23 protein-coding genes are annotated in these 21,299 nt (G+C 70.7%); 11 read left to right on the top strand and 12 right to left on the bottom strand.

The features are described 5' to 3' along the window. Nucleotides 1-98: 98 nt before the first annotated feature. Nucleotides 99-431, top strand: coding sequence for a cytidine deaminase-like protein (locus tag AMA02S_RS24855; protein ID WP_157430820.1), 333 nt, complete (start codon nucleotides 99-101; stop codon nucleotides 429-431). 288 nt (nucleotides 432-719) lie between these two features. Here AMA02S_RS24855 and AMA02S_RS24850 read toward each other — a convergent pair whose 3' ends face one another. The 4 genes from AMA02S_RS24850 to AMA02S_RS24835 form a co-directional block, all read right to left on the bottom strand. Further along, complete coding sequence (locus AMA02S_RS24850) at nucleotides 720-2,015, bottom strand: hemolysin family protein (RefSeq protein WP_067461794.1); 1,296 nt, start codon at nucleotides 2,013-2,015, stop codon at nucleotides 720-722. Nucleotides 2,016-2,031: 16 nt separating this feature from the next. After that, the gene (ybeY, locus tag AMA02S_RS24845; RefSeq protein ID WP_067461793.1) at nucleotides 2,032-2,511 is read right to left on the bottom strand and encodes an rRNA maturation RNase YbeY; all 480 of its coding nucleotides are present in this window, start codon (nucleotides 2,509-2,511) and stop codon (nucleotides 2,032-2,034) included. Then, nucleotides 2,511-3,572 (bottom strand): PhoH family protein, encoded by a 1,062-nt coding sequence (locus AMA02S_RS24840; protein WP_067461792.1) that lies wholly within the window; start codon nucleotides 3,570-3,572, stop codon nucleotides 2,511-2,513. The genes ybeY and AMA02S_RS24840 overlap by 1 nt, the downstream gene beginning before the upstream one ends. Before the next feature lie 137 nt (nucleotides 3,573-3,709). Next, the gene (locus AMA02S_RS24835; RefSeq protein ID WP_067461791.1) at nucleotides 3,710-4,054 is read right to left on the bottom strand and encodes a histidine triad nucleotide-binding protein; all 345 of its coding nucleotides are present in this window, start codon (nucleotides 4,052-4,054) and stop codon (nucleotides 3,710-3,712) included. Nucleotides 4,055-4,395: 341 nt separating this feature from the next. On the opposite strand from AMA02S_RS24835, the gene AMA02S_RS24830 reads away from it, so the two are divergent. Continuing rightward, nucleotides 4,396-4,941 (top strand): SigE family RNA polymerase sigma factor, encoded by a 546-nt coding sequence (locus tag AMA02S_RS24830; protein WP_067461790.1) that lies wholly within the window; start codon nucleotides 4,396-4,398, stop codon nucleotides 4,939-4,941. Further along, nucleotides 4,938-5,663, top strand: a complete 726-nt coding sequence (locus AMA02S_RS24825) for a hypothetical protein (RefSeq protein ID WP_067461789.1) — start codon at nucleotides 4,938-4,940, stop codon at nucleotides 5,661-5,663. Before AMA02S_RS24830 ends, AMA02S_RS24825 begins: the two co-directional genes overlap by 4 nt. 85 nt (nucleotides 5,664-5,748) lie before the next feature. Here AMA02S_RS24825 and AMA02S_RS24820 read toward each other — a convergent pair whose 3' ends face one another. Genes AMA02S_RS24820 through hrcA form a run of 3 tightly spaced genes read right to left on the bottom strand, consistent with a single transcriptional unit; the run spans nucleotide 5,749 to nucleotide 8,692 of the window. After that, a complete protein-coding gene (locus tag AMA02S_RS24820; protein ID WP_067461788.1) occupies nucleotides 5,749-6,480 on the bottom strand; it encodes a 16S rRNA (uracil(1498)-N(3))-methyltransferase in 732 nt (243 codons plus the stop codon). A 55-nt stretch (nucleotides 6,481-6,535) separates the two neighbouring features. After that, the gene (gene dnaJ, locus AMA02S_RS24815; RefSeq protein ID WP_067461787.1) at nucleotides 6,536-7,678 is read right to left on the bottom strand and encodes a molecular chaperone DnaJ; all 1,143 of its coding nucleotides are present in this window, start codon (nucleotides 7,676-7,678) and stop codon (nucleotides 6,536-6,538) included. Then, on the bottom strand, nucleotides 7,679-8,692 hold the full coding sequence (hrcA, locus tag AMA02S_RS24810; protein WP_067461786.1) for a heat-inducible transcriptional repressor HrcA: 1,014 nt from the start codon (nucleotides 8,690-8,692) through the stop codon (nucleotides 7,679-7,681). Between the two features lie 233 nt (nucleotides 8,693-8,925). Here hrcA and AMA02S_RS24805 point away from each other — a divergent pair, with 233 nt between their 5' ends. Then, entirely contained in the window at nucleotides 8,926-9,759 is an 834-nt protein-coding gene (locus tag AMA02S_RS24805) for a DUF3097 domain-containing protein (protein ID WP_067461785.1), read from the top strand. A gap of 41 nt (nucleotides 9,760-9,800) precedes the next feature. Then, nucleotides 9,801-10,475, top strand: a complete 675-nt coding sequence (locus AMA02S_RS24800) for a DUF4870 domain-containing protein (protein ID WP_067461784.1) — start codon at nucleotides 9,801-9,803, stop codon at nucleotides 10,473-10,475. A gap of 39 nt (nucleotides 10,476-10,514) precedes the next feature. On the opposite strand, the gene hemW is transcribed toward AMA02S_RS24800, so the two are convergent. Together hemW and AMA02S_RS24790 are read right to left on the bottom strand one after the other, a co-directional pair. Continuing rightward, the gene (gene hemW / locus AMA02S_RS24795) at nucleotides 10,515-11,723 is read right to left on the bottom strand and encodes a radical SAM family heme chaperone HemW (protein WP_067461783.1); all 1,209 of its coding nucleotides are present in this window, start codon (nucleotides 11,721-11,723) and stop codon (nucleotides 10,515-10,517) included. Nucleotides 11,724-11,792: 69 nt separating this feature from the next. Next, a complete protein-coding gene (locus tag AMA02S_RS24790) occupies nucleotides 11,793-12,233 on the bottom strand; it encodes an antitoxin YezG family protein (RefSeq protein ID WP_067461782.1) in 441 nt (146 codons plus the stop codon). 298 nt (nucleotides 12,234-12,531) lie between these two features. On the opposite strand from AMA02S_RS24790, the gene AMA02S_RS24785 reads away from it, so the two are divergent. From AMA02S_RS24785 to AMA02S_RS42985, 3 genes are all read left to right on the top strand, one after another. Beyond that, on the top strand, nucleotides 12,532-13,413 hold the full coding sequence (locus AMA02S_RS24785; protein WP_067461781.1) for a hypothetical protein: 882 nt from the start codon (nucleotides 12,532-12,534) through the stop codon (nucleotides 13,411-13,413). 101 nt (nucleotides 13,414-13,514) lie between these two features. Beyond that, nucleotides 13,515-14,915, top strand: coding sequence for a hypothetical protein (locus tag AMA02S_RS24780; protein ID WP_067461780.1), 1,401 nt, complete (start codon nucleotides 13,515-13,517; stop codon nucleotides 14,913-14,915). Between the two features lie 363 nt (nucleotides 14,916-15,278). After that, nucleotides 15,279-15,605 carry a magnetosome magnetite crystal formation protein family gene (locus AMA02S_RS42985; RefSeq protein ID WP_169806883.1) on the top strand — a complete coding sequence of 109 codons (327 nt, stop codon included), beginning with the start codon at nucleotides 15,279-15,281 and terminating at the stop codon, nucleotides 15,603-15,605. On the opposite strand, the gene AMA02S_RS24770 is transcribed toward AMA02S_RS42985, so the two are convergent. Then, nucleotides 15,598-16,524 carry a Uma2 family endonuclease gene (locus AMA02S_RS24770; protein ID WP_067461778.1) on the bottom strand — a complete coding sequence of 309 codons (927 nt, stop codon included), beginning with the start codon at nucleotides 16,522-16,524 and terminating at the stop codon, nucleotides 15,598-15,600. The genes AMA02S_RS42985 and AMA02S_RS24770 overlap by 8 nt on opposite strands. A 59-nt stretch (nucleotides 16,525-16,583) precedes the next feature. After that, nucleotides 16,584-18,419 (bottom strand): translation elongation factor 4, encoded by a 1,836-nt coding sequence (lepA, locus tag AMA02S_RS24765; protein ID WP_067461777.1) that lies wholly within the window; start codon nucleotides 18,417-18,419, stop codon nucleotides 16,584-16,586. A gap of 235 nt (nucleotides 18,420-18,654) precedes the next feature. Between lepA and rpsT the strand changes: the two genes are divergently transcribed. Beyond that, the gene (rpsT, locus tag AMA02S_RS24760) at nucleotides 18,655-18,924 is read left to right on the top strand and encodes a 30S ribosomal protein S20 (RefSeq protein ID WP_067461776.1); all 270 of its coding nucleotides are present in this window, start codon (nucleotides 18,655-18,657) and stop codon (nucleotides 18,922-18,924) included. Nucleotides 18,925-18,988: 64 nt separating this feature from the next. Next, entirely contained in the window at nucleotides 18,989-19,534 is a 546-nt protein-coding gene (locus tag AMA02S_RS24755) for an RNA 2'-phosphotransferase (RefSeq protein WP_067461775.1), read from the top strand. Here the strand turns inward: AMA02S_RS24755 and AMA02S_RS24750 are convergent. Next, the gene (locus AMA02S_RS24750) at nucleotides 19,531-20,022 is read right to left on the bottom strand and encodes a hypothetical protein (RefSeq protein ID WP_067461774.1); all 492 of its coding nucleotides are present in this window, start codon (nucleotides 20,020-20,022) and stop codon (nucleotides 19,531-19,533) included. The genes AMA02S_RS24755 and AMA02S_RS24750 overlap by 4 nt on opposite strands. A 70-nt stretch (nucleotides 20,023-20,092) precedes the next feature. On the opposite strand from AMA02S_RS24750, the gene AMA02S_RS24745 reads away from it, so the two are divergent. After that, the gene (locus AMA02S_RS24745; RefSeq protein ID WP_067461773.1) at nucleotides 20,093-20,950 is read left to right on the top strand and encodes a LysR family transcriptional regulator; all 858 of its coding nucleotides are present in this window, start codon (nucleotides 20,093-20,095) and stop codon (nucleotides 20,948-20,950) included. The last annotated feature ends 349 nt before the right edge of the window (nucleotides 20,951-21,299 follow it).

Below are 21,299 nucleotides of genomic sequence, written 5' to 3'. Positions count from 1 at the left end.
TTCCGAGGGTCGCCCGCAGCCCTTGCCGCCCACTTGGCGGCGACTTGCAACGCCGGCCTGGGCGCATGCGGGCCGGCGCCGCCCCGTACGCTGGGGGCGTGAGCGAGCTGAACCCCGAGGACGCGAAGATCATCACCCTGGCCCGGTCGTCCAGGGCCCGCACGGGCGCCGCCGAGGGCGCCGCCGTCCGGGACGAGACCGGCCGTACCTACGCGGCGACCAGCGTGGACCTGCCGTCCCTGAAGCTGTCGGCCCTCAAGGTCGCCGTCGCGATGGCGGTGTCAAGCGGCGCCGAGGACCTGGAAGCGGCCGCCCTGGTCACCACCGCCGACACCGCCTCTCCGGACGATGTGACCGCCGTCCGCGACCTGGGCCCCAAGGCCGCCCTCCTCCTAGCCGCACCCGACGGCACCCTACGCACCACCCTGTAGAACCACCCCCCGGCGTGCGATCGCGAGCGAAGCCAGGTGCGAGCGAAGCGAGAACCTGATCGCGAAGCGAGCCCTCTAAGGCGAGTCGAAAGCGATGCAGCGATCGCCGCAGTGCCCGCCGAAGCAAGGGCCCCCAGGCCCGACCGCCAAGGGCGCTGCAATCAACACAGCGTGCGATCGCGAGCGAAGCCAGGTGCGAGCGAAGCGAGAACCTGATCGCGAAGCGAGCCCTCCAGGGCGAGTCGAAAGCGATGCAGCGATCGCCGCGGACCCGTTGAAGGAGGGCGTTCAACGCCCGACGCCAAGGGTCCGCCTAACAAGCACAGTGCCGATGCGGTTGCGGCGGCCGGCGATGGTCTCGGCCTTGAGGGAGAGGACGGTTCCGTTGCCCGCGGAGCCGACCTCGGCGGTGGAGCCCTCGATGGGGACGCGGCCGAGGGCGTGGGCGAGCAGTCCGCCGACGGTTTCGACCTCTTCGACGTCGATCTCCGCGTCGAACAGCTCGGCGAGGTCCTCGACCGGGAGCCTTGCGGTCACGCGGGCGGCGCCGTCCCCGAGCCAGGTGACCGGCGGGGTCTCCCGGTCGTACTCGTCGGTGATCTCGCCGACGATCTCCTCCAGGATGTCCTCGATGGTGACGAGGCCGGCGGTGCCGCCGTACTCGTCGATCACGATGGCGAGGTGGATCTGCCGGGCCTGCATCTCGCGCAGCAACTCGTCGATGGGCTTGCTGTCGGGCACGTAGGTTGCGTCCCGCATGACCGAGTCGACGGTCTCGACGGCCTCGCCCTCGTGATGTTCCTGGCTGCGGCGGACGACGTCCTTGAGATAGGCGATGCCGACGACGTCGTCCTCGTTCTCGCCGACGACGGGGATGCGGGAGAAGCCACTGCGCAGCGCCAGCGACATCGCCTGCCGCAGTGTCTTGCCGCGCTCGATGAACACGATGTCGGTGCGCGGCACCATCACCTCGCGGACGAGGGTGTCGCCCAGCTCGAACACCGAGTGGATCATCTCGCGTTCGTCCGGCTCGATGAGGCTGCGCTGTTCGGCGAGGTCGACCAGGTCGCGCAGTTCGGCCTCGGACGCGAAGGGGCCCTCCCGGAATCCCTTGCCCGGCGTCAGGGCGTTGCCGAGCAGGATCAGCAGCCGGGGCAGTGGCCCGAACACCCGCGTCACCGGGTGGATCACCGCGGCGCCGGCGAGCGCGATCCGGTCGGCGTGCTGGATGCCGAGCGTGCGGGGTCCCACCCCGATCACGACATAGCTGACCACGATCATGATCGCGGCAGCCACGACGTAGGCGCGCCACGTCTCGTCCAGCCAGGAGATGCACAGGTCGGCCACGATCACGGTGGCGACCAGTTCGCAGCCGATGCGCAGTAGCAGCACCATGTTGACGTAGCGGGCGGGGTCGGCGACGACCTCGGCCAGCCGGCGGGCGCCGCGTCGCCCGTCCCGGACGATCTCCTCGACGGTGACCCGCGACACCCGTGCCAGCGCCGTCTCGGCGCCGGCCAGCAGCCCGGCCAGCAGCACCAGGACCACCGCCAGGGCGGACAGCCATCCCTGCGTGGTGCTCATGATCGGGTCGCGGCGGTCATGACCGGCCGCGTTTCTCCTGCCAGGAGGTGAGCAGGTCGGCCTGGAGGCCGAACATCTCCTTGTGCTCCTCCGGCTCGGCGTGGTCGTACCCGAGAAGGTGCAGGATGCCGTGCGTGCACAGCAGCTCCAGCTCGTCTCCGGGGCTGTGCCCGGCCTCGCGCGCCTGCCGCTCGGCGACCGCCGGGCAGAGGACGACGTCGCCGAGCAGCCCCGGGTCGGCGTCGCCGTCCTCGTCGGCGCCGCCCGACATGTGGCCGGGGCGCAGCTCGTCCATGGGGAAGGACAGCACGTCGGTCGGGCCGGGCTCGTCCATCCACTTCTCGTGCAGCTCGGTCATGGCCGCCTCGTCGACCAGCAGCACCGACAGCTCGGCGAGCGGGTGTACGCGCATACCGTCCAGGACGTGGCGGGCCAGGGCGGCGAGGTCCTTCACGGCGACCTCGACGCCCGACTCGTTCAACACCTCGATGCTCACTAGCGCCCCCGTTTGCGGGATCCGCCGCGCCCCGCCGCCCCCTGTTTGATCGCCGGCACCCGCGCCTCGTCGTAGCGGTTGTAGGCGTCGACGATGTCGGTGACCAGCTTGTGCCGGACGACGTCGCGGCTGTCCAGGCGGCAGAAGTCGATGTCCCCGACGCCGTCGAGGATGTCCTGGACGACACGAAGGCCGCTCAGATGCCCGTTGGGCAGGTCGACCTGCGTGACGTCGCCGGTCACCACGACCTTGGAGCCGAACCCGAGCCGGGTGAGGAACATCTTCATCTGCTCGGGCGAGGTGTTCTGCGCCTCGTCCAGGATGATGAACGAGTCGTTGAGCGTCCGGCCGCGCATGTAGGCCAGCGGGGCGACCTCGATGGTGCCGGCGGCCATCAGGCGGGGGATCGAGTCGGGGTCGACCATGTCGTGCAGCGCGTCGTACAGGGGCCGCAGGTACGGGTCGATCTTCTCGTAGAGCGTTCCCGGCAGGAAGCCGAGCCGCTCCCCCGCCTCGACCGCGGGCCGGGTCAGGATGATCCGGTTGACCTTCTTGTCCTGAAGGGCGCGGACGGCCTTGGCCATCGCCAGGTACGTCTTGCCGGTGCCCGCGGGACCGATCCCGAACACGATCGTGTGCTTGTCGATCGCGTCGACGTAGCGGCGCTGGTTCAGCGTCTTCGGGCGGATCGTGCGGCCCCGGCTGGACAGCACGTCCAGGGTGAGGACCTCCGCCGGGCGCGCGCCGCCCTCGGCGCGCAGCATCGCCAGGCTCCGCTCGACCGCGTCGGGGGTGAGCTGCGTACCGCCCTTGAGCAGGTCGAGCAGTTCGGTGAAGAGGCGGGAGACCAGCCCGGTCTCGTTCTCGGAACCGGTCACGGTGATCTCGTTGCCACGGACGTGGATGTCGAGGTCGCTGCCGAACGCGCGCTCGATCGCGTGGAGCGACTCGTCCCGGGAGCCGAGCAGGCTCACCATCGAATGGTCGTCCGGCACCACGATCTTGATCTGGGTGCGCGGGCCTGCGCGGCCGTCGCGCCTCGCGTGAGTTGATTCGACCATCAGCCGGGCCTTGCGGCCTCTCGGACCTGCTTTCTGTCTGCCTCGGTGTCCAGCATGTGTCGCATCCATGGTACTGGCGACCCGCCCAGGAACGCCGCTCTATTTATCTGGGGGAGAACCCCGCCGGGCGGTGCGGATCAGCCTGGCGGCCAGTTCAGGCCACGGCCGCCGAGGACGTGGGCGTGGACGTGGAAGACGGTCTGGCCCGCCTGGGCTCCGGTGTTGAACACGAGTCGGTAGCCGGAGTCGGCGATGCCCTCGTCCTGCGCGACCCGGTGGGCCTCTGCCACGACCTCGCTGAGGAGGCCGGGGTCGGCGGCGGCCACCTCGGCGACCGTCGGATGGTGCTCCCTGGGGATGACCAGCACATGCGTGGGCGCCTGCGGGTTGATGTCGCGGAACGCGATCACCCTGGCGTCGGAGCGGACGATCTCCGCGGGCACATCCCCGGAAACGATCTTGCAAAAAAGGCAGTCGGTCATCGATCTCCTTCCACACGGCCGCGACGGCCTCGGAATCCTATCGAGACGGTCACAGGCATGGCCCACGCGGCCACGTCCTGTATAGGCTCGCGATGATCGACCTCCGGCTGTCGGGCCGCATCTCGACCGGCCGCTCGTTAGGGTTGTCAGCTCAAGGCGTACCCCCCGGATCGCAGGCATCGCGGCGCGCCTCCCCGGACGGGAAAGCCCGATAAATGCCGTTGCGGAGGAACCGTCCGAATGGATGGCCGGGGGACGGCAAAGGCGGCGGATAGGTGACCGAGGCAGACCAAGAGATGCCCTTTCGTAAACCCGACGAGGAGGGCGCGCGTCCCACTGACGTGACCGAGACCCTCGTGGCCAGGGGCACGGCGGCGGCCGCTGTCGTCGTCGCCTGGGATGCCGATCAAGCGGTGACCGCGCTCTACAGCGCGAACTACCGCTCGCTCGTCCGTCTCGCCGCCATGCTCGTACGGGACTCCGGGACGGCCGAGGAGGTCGTCCAGGACGCGTTCGTCGCGATGCACGGCGGCTGGCGGCGGCTACGCGACCCCGACAAGGCTCTGTCGTACCTGCGCCAGTCGGTGGTCAACCGGTCCCGATCGGTGCTGCGGCACCGCGCCGTCGTGGAGAAGTACGCCCCGAAGGGGCTGCCGGACGCGCCGAGCGCGGAAGCCGGAGCCATCGGGGAACTCGAGCGCTCGGCCGTGATCGACGCGCTGTCCGGCCTCCCCGCCCGCCAACGGGAGGCGCTCGTCCTGCGCTACTACGCCGATCTTTCCGAAGCGGAGATCGCCCACACGATGGGGATCTCCCGCGGCGCTGTGAAGAGCCATACGGCGCGCGGCATGACCGCGCTACGCAACGTCCTGGAGCAGTTCTCATGACCACCGAGCCCCACGACGAGCACGGCGAGATCCTCCGCCGTGCCCTGCACGCGGAGGCGGACTCGGTCACCCCCGCGGAGGACGGCCTGGAACGCATCCGGGCCCGGATCGCCGACGGCGGTGGCCGCCGCCGCTTCGGCCTCGACCGGTTCGGACCGGCCTGGTTCGGGCCGAACTGGTTCTCCGTGAACTGGGCACGGCCTGTCCTCGCCGTCGCCGCCGCCGTGGCGATCGCCGGGATCGGCGTGACCGCCCCGCAGACGATCGACCTCATCCAGCAGTCGGTGAGCGGCAACGGCCCCTCCGGCGACGGCGGCGTCGACACCGACGGCGACCGCACCGACGCGCAGGGCCGGCCGCTACCGCCCGGCGACCCCGCCGCGCCCGATCCCAGCGCTTCCGGCTCCCCCAGCGTGCCCGGCTCGCCCTCGGCCTCCGGTTCGCCCGGGTCCTCGTCCTGCGCGGTCCCGCCGGCCGTGCCGCCCTCGGTCCCCGCCACGCCGACGAAGCCGAAGGACAAGGAGAACGAGAAGGAGACCGAGCCGAAGCCGTCCACGACGCAGTGCCCGGGAGGCGGCAGCCCGGCTCCCCCGGCGAGCCCCACGCCGACGCCGCCGACGTCCAGCAACCCGACCGAGCCGGTGCCGACCGACAAGCCGACGTCGCCGACCTCCGGCGAGCCCTCCACGACGGCCGACCAGGGATCCGCGGACACCCCCTGAGGGCTTCTCCACGGCTCTGAAGACCCCAGAGCGCCTTCCTTGCTTCTCGGGGGTCCGGGCGGGCTTCGGCAGGGCCGTGGAGGGGCTACCAGCGCCCGGTGGCCGCCAGCAGGACGGCCGCCGCCGCGACGCCCGCCGTGGACGTCCGCAGTACCGTGGGCCCCAGCCTGACCGGACGGCCTCCCGCCGCCCCCAACCGCTCCAACTCCTCGCCGGTGATACCGCCCTCGGGGCCGACCACGAGCACGATCTCGCCGTCGGCGGGCGCCTCGACCGCGCTGAGCGGCGCGTCGGCCTCCTCGTGCAGGACGAGCGCCAGCGACGCCTCCGTGAGCCGCTCGGCGACCCGCGCCGTGGACGCCAGGTCCGTGACGTCGGGCAGGCGGCTCCGGCGGGCCTGTTTCCCCGCCTCGCGGGCGGTGGCGCGCCAGCGGCCGAGGGCCTTCGCACGGCGTTCCGGGCGCCACTGGGTGACGCAGCGGGCCGCCGACCACGGGACGATCTCGTCCACGCCGACCTCGGTCATGGTCTCCACGGCCAGCTCGCCCCGGTCGCCCTTCGGGAGGGCCTGGACGACGACGAGCCGCGGCCGGGGCGGCGGCGCCCGGTGCCGGGCCACCACGTCGAGCGTGAGGGACACGCGGTCCGCCGCGGCGACGACGCACTCGGCCAGCAGGCCCGCGCCGTCGGTCAGGTCGACGCGCTCGCCGGGACGCAGCCGCCGCACGGTGGCGGCGTGCCGCCCCTCCGGCCCGTCCAGCAGCACCCGGCCGTTCTGCAGCGCCTCGGTCGCGGCGAGGAAGACCGGCGGGCTCACCGGCCCTCCCGGTGCGGGGGCCCCGCCGGGCGGCGGGATCCGGTCGGGGCCATCTCTAGCCGGGGTGCTGGTTGAAGACGTCGCGGAGCCGGGAGAAGACGCTCCGCTGACCCGGCGCGAACTTGCCGGGCGGGCGCTCCTCGCCGCGGAGCTTGGCCAGCCGCCGCAGCAGGTCCTCCTGCTCCTCGTCCAGCTTGCCGGGCGTCTCCACGTTGACGTGGATCATCAGGTCGCCGCGGCCGCTCTCGTTGAGGTGCCGGACGCCCCGCCCGTACAGGGTGATGACCTGACCGGACTGCGTGCCCGGCTTGATGTCGACGCCCTCGGCGGCGTCCAGGGTCTCGATGGTGACGCTGGTGCCGAGCGCGGCGGCCGTCATCGGGATCTCGACCGTGCAGTGCAGGTCGTCGCCCTCCCGCTCGTAGATCTCGTGCGGCTTCTCCACGATCTCCAGGAACAGGTCGCCGGGCGGGCCGCCGCCCGGGCCGACCTCGCCCTCGCCCGCGAGCTGGATGTGGATGCCGTTCTCCACCCCCGCCGGGATCTTGACCTTGACGGTGCGGCGGGTGCGGACCCGGCCGTCCCCCGAGCACTCGGCGCACGGGTTGCGGATCACCGACCCGAAACCGCCGCACGCCGGGCAGGGGCGGGCCGTCATGACCTGGCCGAGGAACGAGCGCTGCACCTGCTGCACCTCGCCGCGGCCGTGGCACGTCTCGCACGTGTCCGGATGCGTGCCGGGGGCGCAGCCCGAACCCTCGCAGCTCGTGCAGGCGACCGCGGTGTCGATGGACAGCTCGCGGGTCGTGCCGAACGCCGTCTCGGACAGGTCGAGCTCGACCCGCATCGTCGCGTTGCGGCCGCGCCTGGCCCGGGACCGGGGCCCCCGGGACGCGGCGGTGCCGAAGAAGGCGTCCATGATGTCGCTGAACGGGAACCCGGCGCCGCCGAACCCGCCGGCACCCGCCCCGGCCCCCGTCGTCGCGAACGGATCGGCGCCCAGGTCGTACATCTCGCGCTTCTTGGGGTCGGAGAGCACCTCGTACGCCTGGGTGATCTCCTTGAACTTCTCCTGGGTCTCCGGATCGGGGTTGACGTCCGGGTGGAGCTCGCGCGCGAGCCGGCGGTAGGCCTTCTTGACCTCGTCGGCGCTGGCGTCCCGACGGACGCCCAGGGTCGCGTAATAGTCGTTGGCCACTTACGATCCCGCCAGGATCTGTCCCACGTAGCGTGCCACTGCCCGTACCGCTCCCATCGTGCCGGGGTAATCCATGCGTGTCGGCCCGAGCACTCCCAGCCGGGCCAGCGTGAGGTCGCCCACGCCGTAGTCGGCGGCGACGACCGAGGTCGATCGGAGCCCCTCATCGGGGTTCTCGGTGCCGATCCGCACCGTAAGAGTAGAGGAATCGCCGGTCTCGCCGAGCAGGCGCATGAGGACCACCTGTTCCTCCAACGCCACCAGCACGTCCCGCAGGCTCTGCGAGAAGTCCACGGCGGCCAGGTTCGCCGCCCCGGCGAAAACGATCTTCTCTTCGTGCTTCTCCACGAGCGTCTCCAGCAGCACCGACAGCACGGCCGCGGCGATCGGCCGGTCGTCGGCCCCCACCTTGTCGGGCAGGTCCGCGACGGCGATCGGCACGTCGCCGAGTCCGAGCCCGTCCAGGCACGTGTTGAGCAACGCCCGCAGGTGCCCGATCGATTCCTCGGAGACCGCGCCGTGGGTCTCGATGACGCGCTGCTCCACCCGGCCGGTGTTGGTGATCAGGACGAGCAGCAGCCGGCCCTCGGCGACCGGGACCAGTTCCACGTGCCGCACCGACGAGCGGGTCAGTGAGGGGTACTGCACCACCGCGACCTGCCGGGTGAGCTGCGCCAGCAGCCGCACGGTGCGGCCGACCACATCGTCGAGGTCGTACGCGCCGGACAGGAAGGTCTCGATCGCGCGACGCTCGGCGACCGACAGCGGCTTGATCGTGGACAGCCGGTCGACGAACAGGCGGTAGCCCTTGTCGGTGGGGACGCGGCCCGCGCTGGTGTGCGGCTGGGCGATGTACCCCTGCTCTTCCAGCACGGCCATGTCGTTGCGGATGGTGGCCGAGGACACGCCGAGGTTGTGCCGGTCCACCAGGGCCTTGGAGCCCACCGGCTCGTTGGTGGAGACGTAGTCCTCGACTATGGCGCGTAGGACCGCGAGTTTCCGGTCGTCCAGCACGTGGTCACCTCCTTCATCCCCTGCCACGGGCCCCCCACCGGTCCGGGCCATCGGCGCGGCGCCGCTGGCACTCCGTACTCCCGAGTGCCAAGTGTACGGCCCGCGGACCCGGTTCTGGAGTGCCCGCGGCGTTCGCGCCGCCCCGGCGCCCCGACGAGACGCCCGGCGGGACGTGCGTGCGGCGCGCTTCCGGACGGCTGCGCGATCTTATCCTTCCGGTTAATGTGCGGGCTGTGCGGAGCAAGAAGTACGGAAACGACGTGCTGGCCGGTGACTGGCGACGCCCCCTGAAAGGCCGGATACCCGAGATCGCGGCCGAACCCGGCCTCGTGGCGGAGGATCCCGACAGCGGATTCTGCGGTGCCGTGGTCGGCTGCGACAAGTTCGGCGTCACCCTGGAGGACCGGTTCGGCAAACGGCGGGTCTTCCCGCTCACGAAATCGGGTTTCCTGATCGACGGCAAGCCGGTCACCCTCGTCCGGCCGGACGCCGCGCCGGGCGCCGCCGCGAACACTCCGGCCCGTTCGGCGTCCGGCTCGATCGCCGTCAAGGGGCTGCGCGCCCAGGTCGCCAAGGAGAGCCGCATCTATGTGGAGGGCGTCCACGACGCCGAGTTGGTGGAGAAGATCTGGGGCCACGATCTGCGCGTCGAGGGCGTCGTCGTGGAGTACCTGGAGGGCGTGGACGACCTGCCCGCCATCGTCGAGGAGTTCGGCCCGGACGAGGGGCGGCGGCTCGGCGTCCTCGTCGACCATCTCGTCGACGGCTCCAAGGAGAGCCGGATCGCCGCCCAGGTCACGTCTCCGCACGTGCTCGTCACCGGGCACCCGTTCATCGACATCTGGGAGGCGGTGAAACCGTCGGCCGTGGGAATCCGTGCCTGGCCCCGCATCCCCCGCGGCGTACCCTGGAAGGAAGGGGTTCTCGCCGAGCTCGGTTGGGGGGACGATGTGGGTGCGAGCTGGAAGCGGATCCTGCGCTCGGTGAACACCTACACCGATCTCGAACCCGCCCTTCTGGGACGCGTCGAGGAGCTCATCGACTTCGTGACCGCACCCGCACCCTGACACCGGCCCGCCCGGTGGCGGCGCCGAGAAGGAGCACCGCGATGACGCATGGGCAGTCGGATCCGCAAGGCCAGGAGAACCCGTCCGGCCACGGCCAGGGAGAACAGCAGGGCTACGGTCAGCAGCCCGGATACCCAGGTGGCGCGCAGCCCGGATACGGACAGCCGGAGTATGGCCAGCCGGGATACGGGCAACCGGGATACGGACAGCAGCCGGGATACGGTCAGGGCGGCTATTCCCAGCCGGGGTATGGGCAGCCTGGACAGCCGGGCTACGGGCAGCCCGCATACGGGCAGCCGGGCTACGAACAACAGCCCGGGTACGGGCAGCAGGCGCCGGGATATGGCGGGCAAGTGCAGCCGTACGGGCCGCAGGGCGCGCACAGCATGACGACCTCCGACGAGCGCACCTGGGCGATGATGGCCCATCTCGGGCAGTTCCTCCTGGGTGTCATCGCCCCGCTGCTGGTCTACCTGATCAAGAAGGACGAATCGCCGTACCTGCGCCACCACGGCGCCCAGGGCCTCAACTTCGCGATCACCCAGTTCGTCTACTTCATCATCAACATCATCCTGCTCTTCGTGCTCATCGGCTTCGTCACGATCATCGCGACCGCCATCGCCTCCATCGTCTTCCTGATCATCGCGGGGCTGGCCGCCAACCGAGGCGAGTGGTATCGCTATCCCGCGTTCATGGCATGGCCGATGCTCAACTGAGGTCGGCCCGAGCCCACAGGCCCGAGTCCGGCGGAGAAGTCAGGTCAGGTCGCGGACGACGGCGTCGGCGAGCAGACGCCCGCGCAGGGTGAGCACGGCGCGCCCGTCCTCGTAGGGGCCCGCCTCGACCAGCCCGTCGGCGATGGCCCGGCGGACGGACGCCTCGTCCAGCAGCCCGACCGGGCAGCCGTCCGCGAGCCGCAGTTCGAGCATGATCCGTTCGATGCGGCGGTCCTCGGCGTCCAGGACCTCGCGGGCGTGCGCCGGGGTGGTCCCCTCGGCGAGGCGGGCGGCGTAGGCGGCGGGATGCTTGACGTTCCACCACCGCGTCCCACCGACATGGCTGTGGGCCCCGGGTCCGATGCCCCACCAGTCCGCGCCCGTCCAGTAGAGGACGTTGTGGCGGCAGGCGGCGGTGGGACCGGTGGCCCAGTTGGAGATCTCGTACCAGCGCAGCCCGTGCGCGCCCAGCAGTTCGTCCGCGATCAGATAGCGGTCTGCCATGGCGTCGTCGTCGGGTGGGGTCAGTTCGCCGCGGCGCACCTGTGCCGCCAGGCGGGTTCCCTCTTCGACGATGAGCGCGTAGGCCGATACGTGGTCGGGTTCGGCCTCCAGGGCTGCTTCCAGGGATGCGCGCCAGTCGTCGTCGGTCTCCCCCGGTGTCCCGTAGATGAGGTCTAGGTTGATGTGCTCAAAACCCGCCCTACGCGTCCAGTCCACGATCTGTGGGACACGTCCAGGTGTGTGGGTCCTTTCCAACACGGCTAGTACGTGCTCGCGCGCGCTCTGCATGCCGTACGAAACGCGTGTGAAGCCGGCCTCGCGGAGCTTGCCGAGGTACGGCTCGTCAACGGATTCCGGATTGGCCTCGGTGGTGACCTCCGCGCCCGGGGCGAGTCCAAACTCGGCGTTGACGGCGGCCAGGACACGGCCGAGATCGTCCGGCGGCAGGAGGGTCGGGGTCCCTCCGCCCACGAACACCGTCTCCACCGGCAGATCGACGTCGCCCAGCACCCGCCGCGCCAGCCGTACCTCGGCGATGGCGGTGTCGGCGTAGGAATCCCGGCTCGCACCGGGGCCCAGCTCCGTCGCCGTATAGGTGTTGAAATCGCAGTAGCCGCACCGGGTCACGCAGAACGGGACGTGGATGTAGAACGCGAACGGCCGCGTCCCCAGCCCCTCATGTGCGCTCGTGGGCAGCGCGCCGTCGGCGGGTACGGGGTCACCATCGGGCAAGGTAGCGGGCACACCCCAAGTCTGCCCTCACCCGGACGGTGTTCCGGCCGCATGATCCTGGTCAGGCGTCTGGGCGCCGGGTCACGCCTCGTTGAGCTTCTGGCGGAGCCAGTCGGGGATGTGCTCGTCAGTGCGGGGGAACTGGTCAAGGTCCAGGGCGTAGGCGGACGGCGTCAGCGGCGGAACGAAGTCGGGTTCGCCCTCGTAGTCGAACTCGGCGCTGAACCGGCCCGAGCGCTCGATCTCCAGGCGGGCGGTGAACCAGGCGCCCTTGCCGCGCCGGTACATGACGCGGCGCAGCTCGTCCATCCGTCCGACGGCCTGACCTGGGGGCATGGCCTTGCGCCGCGACCCGTCGGCGCCCTGGACCTCGAAGGAGGCGCTGTCGATCCCGACCGTCGCGCGGAACTCGAAACCGAGCCGCTCCCAGCCCGCGGGCGCGGCCGACCGCAGCGCGCGGACGGCGCCGTTCACCACCTCCCGCTCCGCCGGGGAGCGCAAGACCTGCTCGGAGTGGGTCACGCTGGAACCTCCGGAGGTCGGATCTGCCGGTCGACTGGGCCGAAAGGCACGGTACCCCGTCACGGCCGCTGCCCTCCGACCGTACCGACATCTCGGGTCAGGCCAAGCAGCGCCGCCGTGTCGCGGCGAAACCGCCCGGCCGGGTGCGGACGCTCGCGGGACGATCTTGGTCGAGACGGGCGCGCACCCCCGCGGACGGCCACGAAGATGTGCCGGTCACGGGGGTGTTCGCCGGAGGCGCGCCGGGACACGCCCGAATGGAATGTGCTGCGCCTCTTGGGCGGATAGGGTCGTCCGAATGCGGAATGAGGAGGCGGAACGGGGGCGGGTGCCCGCTCGTGTCCTGCTGCGCGGCGAGCCGGACGGCTGGCACTGCGTGGTCGTGGCCGACTCCGGCGCGGTACGGCGCTGGGATCTTGCAGGGGTCGGTACCCGCTGGCAGACCGGCACGGGGTCCGGCCCGGAGCCGCCGTGGTGGCACCGGCGGCTGTGCGAGACGGCGGACGGGTTGCGCGAGACGATCGGCGAACGGCTGACCGACGCGACGTTCCGCGAACTCGCCGCCGAAGCCGCGATCACCTGGTTCGCCGTCGACGAGCCCGTCGAGTGGGAGGGCCTGGTCACGCTCCAGGAGCCCGACCCCGCGCGTTTCCCTGGCCGCGTCCCCCCGTTCGTCATCACCCTCGACCCCGGGCGCGGCGCCCTGCTACCGGACGCCGACCTGCTGTTCTCCACGCAGCCCCCGGACGCCTGGAGCGCCCTGGCCGCCATCGCCGAGCGCTGCGGTACCCCGCCGCCCAAGGCGTCGTCGCTGTGCGGCTGGGCCGACCACCGCAGCATCCGGGTCGGGCGCGGGCGGCTCGCGCTGTCCACCGAGCGCGGCGAGGACGGCGCCGAACAGCTCGCCGACATCTTCGGGACGCGCGGCCCCGGCTGGAGCGGCAACCCCGAGATGAGATTCCGGCTGGACGGCATCGACCTGCTCGACGAGCCCGCCGCGCACGTCGTCGCGCTCCTGCGCGACCTCGGCCACGACGCGGTCCGGCGGGGACGGACGGTACGGCTACCCGCGATCGGGCTCACCCTCTACGAGCCGGAGTCACCCGCGTCTCCCGAGCGGTTCACGGGTGTGTCGCTCCAACTCCCCAGCGCGCTGGCGGCCCTCCGCACCATCGTCTAGGAGAAGCGTGCCGCGGGAGAACAGGGCGGCCACGGTCCCGACACTCACGGGGGATCAGGCTGTCACCCGAACGCAACCCCACCGGCCTAGGTTCGCCGATCATGAGAAGCCGTGCGCGTCACGCCGTCCTCGCCCTGACCGGAACAGCCCTTCTGGGCATCCCGCCCGCCGTCTCCCCCGCCCACGCCGCATCGGCGCCGGGCAGCATCGACCTTCGCCGGGGCGGCCCGGCCCGGTCGCTGTCGTTCACCGCCCGGCACGACGGCGAGGCCGTCATCGGCTTCGGCGCCGCCGCGCCCGGCGTCTCCTGGGAACGCAAGGGCGCCGAGTCGGCCGTGGTATCCCTCGCGGTGGACGGCCGCCACGTGAGCGACCTCGTCGTCCCCTCGTCCGACCCGACGCCGCGCGGCCTCGGCCTCGGGCACGTCCGTCACGGCCGGCACAAGGTGACGTTGTGGTTCGCGCGAGGAAGCGCGCCGGCCGCCCGGCACGTGCGGCTCACGCGCCCCCGCGTCCGGATGCCGCGGGCGGACCAGCTCGCCCTGCGGCACGCCCCCGTCGTCATCGGCCGGACGACGGGGCCGCTGAACGACCCCTACCAGAACGCCACCACCGACACGCCGCTGATCGCCTGGCATGAGACCAGGCCCGCCACGACGTCAGGGCACCACGTCATCGAGTACTCGGTGGTGTGGAGCAACGAGGACGGCGGCACCGACTCACCGGCGCTGATGGCCCGCTGGGGCCGCACGACCGACATCGAGTGGATCTACCGCGTCGAGGTCGACGTGGCCGGAAGGCGGGTGGACGGGACGGGCGTCTACCAGGCGCCCGAGCACGCCACGTTGAAGTTCACCGGCCGCTACGAGGGCGACCATCCCCTGCTGCAGACCTGCACGCAGAACAACAACATGTGCGACGTCCTCACCCAGGAGGCGCCGCTGCGTTTCCTTCCGGACGCGTCCGCCACCCGTCCCGACGGCCGTGCCCGAGAGGTCGTGATGGACCGCGAGCCGTGGACGTACCGCGTCATGGCGCAGGAGATGGTCCGCGAGGGGAAGATCGAGAAGCCGTCGGATCCGTCCACCCGGGAGGTCGGCGACCAGCGCGCGTACCTGTTCGCCGAGTTCGCCAAGACCACCGGGAGCCCTACCGGCGTCGGTTCCGTGCCAGGCGTCGCGCTCGGCGTCCGGCTGAGGTCCGACCCTGCGCGCCTGTACCGGTCCGACCACGACCAGCCGACATGGTCGATCGAACGGGACGGGGTCGTCGCCACCACCGTCGAGCTTCCCGAGGGCACCGCGCTCTCCGACATCGCCGGCATCGAGGCGATCCGCCGTCCGGTCGGGGTCGGTGACAACGGCGCGCCCGCCACCGTCACGGCCGTCAACCGCGGCTTCTTCCTGGACGGGTCGTATCTGCCGCTGCCGTCCGGCATCGCCTGGACGGGCTCGGTCACGCTCACGAAGGAGCAGCCGTCCGTCGTCCTTTGGCGTCCCTGACGCTGCCCGGACCCGCCCTTCGCGGAGCCGGCTCGTGGCACAAAACGGCCACGAGCCGGCGAATCACAGGAACCGGGGGGAACTCGTAGTGCGTCCAAGGAGTCGTACAGGTCATACAATTCGCCAGTAGCGTCGCTCAGCGAATCGGAGAGGACACCCGCCATGGCCTACGGGCCTCCTCCGCAACCCGGTCAGGGACAGCAGCCTGGATGGCAGCAGCAGCCTCAATGGCAGCAGCAACCGCAGCAAGGGTCCCAGTGGCAGCAGCCGCAGCCCGGTTCTCAATGGCAGCAGCCGCACCAGGGGCAGCAGGCACAGCCGCCAGGGCCGGGGACGGCGCAGATGCCGGGGCACTACGGCCCCGTGAGCGATGACGACAAGACGTGGTCGCTCATGGCCTATGTGGGCCAGTTCCTCGTCGGGGCGATCGCCCCCGCCGTCGTCTTCTTCGGAAAGTCGCGGTCGCCGTTCGTCCGGCGGCATGCGGCGCAGGGCCTCAACATGGGTCTCGCGGCCATCGCTGTTTGGTTCGTCGGCGGGCTTCTGTCGCTGGCGGTGGAGGTGCTCATCTGGGCGCCGCTGCTGTTCACGGCGGTCGTGATGTTCTTCCTCGTGTACGCGGCGAGGGCGGCCAACCGCGGCGAGTTCCGCAAGGTACCGGCCGTGGTGGCCTGGCCCATCCTCAAGTAGCCTCGCGCGTGGCCGCCGGTCCCGGCTTGATCACACGTACGACCTCGGACTCGAGCAGCCCGCCCGCATCGGGCGATCCGCTGACCCCGGGCGCAGCGCCGGCCTCGGACGCGGCGCTCGCCTCGGAGGCCGCGCGGGAACTTGCCTCGGAGGTCGCGCGGGAAACCGTCTCGTTCGCGGGGGTCGGAGCGGGAAGGATCGTCATCGTGCCGGGCTCGCCCGGCGGCTGGTCCAGCCTGATCACGCGGCCCGGATAGGCGCGCTCGGCGATCTCGACGTCCCGCTCGTCCCACTGGCCGTAGAAGACCGGGCAGCCCTCCCAGAGCTCGACCTTCTCCGCGCCCGTGGGCCACCGGTGCCCGAAGACGTCGAACAGGATCGGATCCCTGGGGTAGGGCATGTCCGGGCCGGCGACAGCGGGGGCGGGCAGGTCGGGCATGACGGCTCTCCTCATCGGGACGGTCCGGCGGGGCGGCCGGAAGATCTCCTCTGGCGTGAGCACGATGGCGAACGGGTGGGACAGGCAGCGCGACGCGCCCCACGGCACCCGCTCCTGCGCGGCGTACCGTCCGCCTTCCGCGAACTCGTGGACGACCACCTCCGGCCTGCCGTCGCAGGTGTCCACCACCCAGTACGCCGGCACCCCGGACCGGGCGTACAGATCCCGCTTGGCCGACAGGTCGGCCTCACGCGACGCGGGCGACACGACCTCCACGGCCAGCACCGGAGCCCCCGTGACATGGCGGGGGTCGTCCTCCGCCCGCTCCTTGTGGAACACCATCAGGTCAGGACGCACCCAGGTAGCGCCGGCGAGGCGTGCCGCGAACCCGGTCAGGCATTCATGGCCGGGCCGCTGCGCCAACCCGACGGGCACCACCAGGTCCGAGACGAGAAACTGGTGCAGTAACGTGTGGCTCACAACTCCCAGTGTCCACGCGTGAGCGCTACGTCACCACCGGTTCGGGAAAGCCCGCCGGATTACTTTCGGCCCTTGTCCGGGGATTCCCCGCCGGTGGACAGCGCCGCGACGAAGGCCTCCTGCGGAACGTCCACCCGCCCGATGGTCTTCATCCGCTTCTTGCCCTCCTTCTGCTTCTCCAGCAGCTTGCGCTTGCGGGAGATGTCGCCGCCGTAGCACTTGGCGAGGACGTCCTTGCGGATGGCGCGGATGTTCTCCCGCGCGATGATGCGCGCGCCGATCGCCGCCTGGATCGGCACCTCGTACTGCTGCCGCGGGATCAGCTCCTTGAGCTTCGCGGTCATCATCAGGCCGTACTCGCGCGACTTCTCCCGGTGGACGATCTGGCTGAAGGCGTCCACCGACTCGCCCTGCAGGAGAATGTCGACCTTCACGAGGTCGGCCTCCTGCTCGCCGCTCGGCTCGTAGTCGAGCGAGGCGTATCCGCGCGTCCGCGACTTCAGCTGGTCGAAGAAGTCGAAGATGATCTCGGCGAGCGGCAGCGTGTAGCGGATCTCGACGCGGTCCTCCGACAGGTAGTCCATGCCGAGCAGCACCCCACGCCGTCCCTGGCACAGCTCCATGATCGCGCCGATGTGCTCGGCCGGGGACAGCAGCGTCGCCCTGACGACCGGCTCGTACACGGCACCGATCTTGCCCTCGGGGACCTCGCTGGGGTTGGTGACGGTGTGCTCGGTCCCGTCCTCCATGACCACGCGGTAGATCACGTTCGGCGCGGTCGAGATCAGCGAGAGACCGAACTCGCGTTCCAGCCGCTCCCGGACGATCTCCATGTGCAGCAGTCCGAGGAACCCGCAGCGGAACCCGAAGCCGAGCGCCGCCGACGTCTCCGGCTCGTAGATCAGCGCGGCGTCGTTCAGCCGCAGCTTGTCGAGCGCGTCGCGCAGGTCGGGGTACTGGTCGCCGTCCATCGGGTACAGCCCGGAGAACACCATGGGCTTCGGGTCCTGGTAGCCGCCGAGCGCCTCGGGCGCCGGACGGCCCGCGACGGTGACGGTGTCGCCCACCCGCGCCTGCCGCACGTCCTTCACGCCGGTGATCAGGTAGCCGACCTCCCCGACGCCGAGGCCCTGCACGGGCTTGGGCTCCGGCGAGATCACCCCGACCTCCAGGGTCTCGTGGGCGGCCCCCGTCGACATCATCAGGCTCTTCTCGCGGCGCGAGAGGTGCCCGTCGATGATCCGGACGTAGGTGACGACACCGCGGTAGGTGTCGTACACCGAGTCGAAGATCAGTGCCCGCGCCGGGCCGTCCGGGTCGCCGACCGGCCCCGGCACCTCCCTGACGATCTTGTCGAGCAGTTCCCGGACGCCCTCGCCGGTCTTGCCCGACACCCGCAGCACGTCGGACGGCTCGCAGCCGATGATCCCGGCCAGTTCCTCGGCGTACTTCTCCGGCTGCGCGGCGGGAAGGTCGATCTTGTTGAGAACGGGGATCAGGTGCAGGTCCGCCTCAAGCGCGAGGTAGAGGTTGGCGAGCGTCTGCGCCTCGATGCCCTGCGCGGCGTCCACCAGCAGAACCGCGCCTTCGCACGCCGCCAGCGACCGCGACACCTCGTAGGAGAAGTCGACGTGCCCCGGTGTGTCGATCAGGTTGAGCACGTAGTCGCGGCCCTCGGACGCCCACGGCAGCCGCACCGCCTGGCTCTTGATCGTGATGCCGCGCTCGCGCTCGATGTCCATGCGGTCGAGGTACTGGGCACGCATCTGCCGCTCCTCGACCACTCCGGTCAGCTGGAGCATCCGGTCGGCGAGCGTCGACTTGCCATGGTCGATGTGCGCGATGATGCAGAAATTGCGGATGATCGCGGGATCGGTCTTGTCAGGCGCGGGCACCGGGGTCCGTTCGAAACTCACTGGTGGACAGGGAACTGTGTCTCCCATAGTCCCATGCCGCGCGCGATGCTCCGTGCAGGCTTCGGTTTGGGGAGGGCGCCCGCGGTTGGTAGGCTGTGCGACTGCGTGTGGCGTAGCGTCGTGCCCTGGGGCACCGTCCGCCCCCGTCAGACATTTCGTTGGGCCTGCCAATCGAGGGCAGGCGCGGATCGCAACCAAGCTGAGGCACTACGACGTGGCTAACATCAAGTCCCAGATCAAGCGCAACAAGCAGAACGAGAAGGCCCGCCTGCGCAACAAGGCCGTCAAGTCCGAGCTGAAGACGGCGATCCGCAAGTTCCGCGAGGCCGCCGAGGCCGGGAACGCGGACGAGGCCGCCGCCGCGCAGCGCCACGCCGCCCGCAAGCTGGACAAGGCCGTCAGCAAGGGCGTCATCCACAAGAACCAGGCCGCCAACCGCAAGTCGGCCATCGCCAAGCAGGCCGCCGCCCTTCAGGCCAAGTAGGGCGCGACCGGGTAGGACGCGTACGCCCGGGGCCGGCCGCCTGCGCCGGCCCCGACGCATATCCATGGACCAGCGCCGCGTGGTGAAGATCTCCAAGTATCTCGCCAAGCACCTCCGGCACCGCCCCGAGCGGATCGGCCTCTCGCTCGACACCGAGGGCTGGGCGGAGATCCCCGAACTCCTGGACGCCGCCGCACGCCACCACTTCCCCTTCAGCAGGGCGGAGCTGGAGCACGTCGTCGCCGTCAACGACAAGCGGCGCTACGCCCTGGACGGCGACCGGGTCCGTGCCGTCCAGGGCCATTCGATCAAGGTCGAGCTGAACCTTCCCGAGGCCGCGCCTCCGGACCTCCTCTACCACGGGACCGTGCAGGGCACGGTGGCCGCGATCCGGCGCGAGGGCCTGCGGCCCATGGGCCGCCACGCCGTCCACCTCTCCCCCGACCGCGAAACGGCGCGCCGCGTGGGCGCCCGTCGCGGAGAACCCGTCATCCTGACCGTGCTCTCCGGACGGATGTCGGCCGACGGGCACCGGTTCCACCTGAGCCCGAACGGCGTCTGGCTGACCGAGCAGGTCCCACCCGAGTACCTCTCAGGGCAGTACAGCTAGCGGATGTCCTCACCGATCTCGGCGGCCGCCGCCCAGTCGGGGACATGCCGCACCCACTCAGGCGCCTCCTGCGGCCCGAACAGGTACCGATGGGCGACGACGTCGCGGATCGCCTGGTGCACGTCCAGCCGATCGTCGATCATGTGCGTGATCCCGAGTTCCACGCAATGGCGCGCCTTCTCGGCGCGCTTGCGGCAGAACCGGACGTTCCCGCGTGGCAGACCGGCTCGCGCGTAGAAGTCATGGTGATCGAGCCAGGCCAGCGTGCGCTTCTGCACCCGCTCCCCGCACTTGGAGATGATCCAGGCCCGCCGGCCGAACGCCTCGATCAGTCCTGGCAGGACGTCCCACATCCCCTCCGTCGCAGGCGAGGCGAGCGCCTCCTCGAAACTGCCGCCGAGGAACACGGTGTCGGCGTTCCCGGGCGCGAGCGGCCCCCCGTGGATGACGCGACCGAAATCGATGCCCAGCCGGGCTTCAGCGTTCATGCACTCCACGATGAACGCAAGATTCCTAAAGCAGAACTATTAACCGATCGCATCACTATAGTTTGAGGCTATGGATCTCGGTCGCCTGTCAGCGGACGCCCTCGCGTCCTTCGCCGTCTTCGCCGACCATCTCAACTTCACGCGCGCCGCCGAGGCCCTCCGCATCTCCCAGCCCGCGCTCCACGTCAAGGTGCAGAAACTCGCCGAGACCCTTGGCCGTCCCCTCTATCTGCGTCAGGGCCGCCGCCTCGTCCTCACCCCCGAGGGCGAGGCCGTCGCGCGCTTCGCCCGCGACCTCGACACCCGTGTCACGGCCTTCCTCGCCGAGATCCACGGCCGCTCCGCCGCCCGGACGCCCACCCTCGCCGCCGGCGAGGGTGCCTACCTCTACCTGCTGGGCGACATCGTCCGCCCGGGAATCCGCCTGATCAACGGCAACCGTGCCCACACCCTCACGGCCGTCCGCACCCGTCGCGCCGACCTGGGCGTGGCGGTCCTGGACGTGCTCCCCACCGACGTCGACGCCGTCCTCCTGGCCTCCTACCCCCAGACGCTCGTCATGCCGGAGGACCACCCCCTGAGTGCTCTCCCCTCACTCACTCTCGCGGATCTGGCGGGCAGCCCCTTGGTCGTTCCACCCCCGACAGGTCCCCACCGGATCGCTCTCGAACGCGCTCTCCGCGCCGCCGAGATCCCCTGGTCACTCGCCGTCGAGGCCGAGGGCTGGCCTCTCCTGCTGCACTTCGTGGCCCTGCGTATCGGCCTCGCGGTCGTGAACGGCTGTGTCACTCCACCAGCGGGGCTGATCCAACGTGAGATCACGGACCTCCCCGCCGTCCCGTACTACGCCCTTCACCTCCGCGACCGCGCCGACGACCCCTTGGTCACCGGTCTCCTGACCGAAATCCAGGCCACGCTGAGCACATAGCCCGCCCTCGTAGGAGTTCCCCCGACCGCCGGAGAACACCTCGATCGACCTCACGTTTCCTTCTGGCGACCCCACACGGACGCCAGCGAACGTCGGCTACCAACTCATCCCCGGTTCCGGACGCAAAAGGGCCAACGCAACTCAGACCGGCTCGCAGGACGATTTTCGCGAGAACACCGAGCAGACCGCCCAGCACAAGAGAGCCGAATACGAAGGTGGCTCTGTAACAGCAATGACAAATCATGCCACAAGAACGCCAGTGAGACAGAGCACAACAAATGCCCCACATGGCACACGAAGACCACCGACAGAGAACGTCCACGGGGCAGATCGTGCGGCGTGAAGAACC

The sequence above is a fragment of the Actinomadura macra NBRC 14102 genome (assembly GCF_001552215.1).
Classification (GTDB): Bacteria; Actinomycetota; Actinomycetes; order Streptosporangiales; family Streptosporangiaceae; genus Spirillospora; species Spirillospora macra.
This window is presented reverse-complemented; position numbering and strand designations above follow the sequence as displayed.

What these genes read in the sequence shown, in the direction of transcription:
- AMA02S_RS24745 (WP_067461773.1), top strand. Translation starts at nt 20,093, where the DNA reads ATGGATCTCGGTCGCCTGTCAGCGGACGCCCTCGCGTCCTTCGCCGTC.
- AMA02S_RS24835 (WP_067461791.1), bottom strand. Translation starts at nt 4,054, where the DNA reads ATGACCGACTGCCTTTTTTGCAAGATCGTTTCCGGGGATGTGCCCGCG.
- AMA02S_RS24825 (WP_067461789.1), top strand. Translation starts at nt 4,938, where the DNA reads ATGACCACCGAGCCCCACGACGAGCACGGCGAGATCCTCCGCCGTGCC.
- AMA02S_RS24750 (WP_067461774.1), bottom strand. Translation starts at nt 20,022, where the DNA reads ATGAACGCTGAAGCCCGGCTGGGCATCGATTTCGGTCGCGTCATCCAC.
- AMA02S_RS24785 (WP_067461781.1), top strand. Translation starts at nt 12,532, where the DNA reads ATGCGGAATGAGGAGGCGGAACGGGGGCGGGTGCCCGCTCGTGTCCTG.
- AMA02S_RS24840 (WP_067461792.1), bottom strand. Translation starts at nt 3,572, where the DNA reads ATGGTCGAATCAACTCACGCGAGGCGCGACGGCCGCGCAGGCCCGCGC.
- AMA02S_RS24755 (WP_067461775.1), top strand. Translation starts at nt 18,989, where the DNA reads ATGGACCAGCGCCGCGTGGTGAAGATCTCCAAGTATCTCGCCAAGCAC.
- AMA02S_RS24850 (WP_067461794.1), bottom strand. Translation starts at nt 2,015, where the DNA reads ATGAGCACCACGCAGGGATGGCTGTCCGCCCTGGCGGTGGTCCTGGTG.
- AMA02S_RS24800 (WP_067461784.1), top strand. Translation starts at nt 9,801, where the DNA reads ATGACGCATGGGCAGTCGGATCCGCAAGGCCAGGAGAACCCGTCCGGC.
- AMA02S_RS24780 (WP_067461780.1), top strand. Translation starts at nt 13,515, where the DNA reads ATGAGAAGCCGTGCGCGTCACGCCGTCCTCGCCCTGACCGGAACAGCC.